This is a genomic window from Armatimonadota bacterium, assembly GCA_029907255.1.
Classification (GTDB): domain Bacteria; phylum Armatimonadota; class UBA5829; order DTJY01; family DTJY01; genus JAIMAU01.
Window position 1 is genome coordinate 1 of record JARYMF010000030.1, and the last position, 593, is coordinate 593.

The 593-nt window shown below is 55.5% G+C and carries 1 rRNA gene; it reads left to right on the forward strand.

The features are described from left to right. Positions 1-593: ribosomal RNA gene (locus tag QHH26_13630) — 23S ribosomal RNA — on the forward strand; the annotation flags it as partial.

Consider the following 593-nt stretch of genomic DNA (forward strand, 5'->3'; position numbering starts at 1 on the left):
CAAGTGACTCCGCGCCGATAATTCACGGGACTCAAGCCTACCGCCGAAGCTACGGTCCCGTCACCGCAAGGTGATGGGAGGTAGGGGAACGTTCCAGTTGCCTGCGAAGGTGCTTCGTGAGAAGCGCTGGAGGTCCTGGAAATGACTATGCCAGCATAAGTAGCGAGAATTCCGGTGAGAAACCGGAACACCGTAAGTCTAAGGTTTCCTGAGTAAAGTTAATCTGCTCAGGGTTAGTCGGACCCTAAGCCGAGGCCGAAAGGCGTAGGCGATGGAAAACAGGTGAATATTCCTGTACCACCAGTGGGTCGACAAAGACACCATGGGGTGACGCAGAAGTGAAAGGTCAGCCGGTCTCTGGATTGCCGGTCTAAGTGCGTAGGAGGACCGGGTAGGCAAATCCGCCTGGTCATAACTCCGAGACACCAACGGGAGGGCTCTGCCCACAAACTGACCCTAAGCATGCTGCCGAGAAAAACCTCTAAGTGAGGCCCACAGGTGACCGTACCGCAAACCGACACAGGTAGACGGGGAGAGAATCCTAAGGTGCTCGAGTGAGCCCTGGTTTAGGAACTAGGCAATCTGACCCCGTA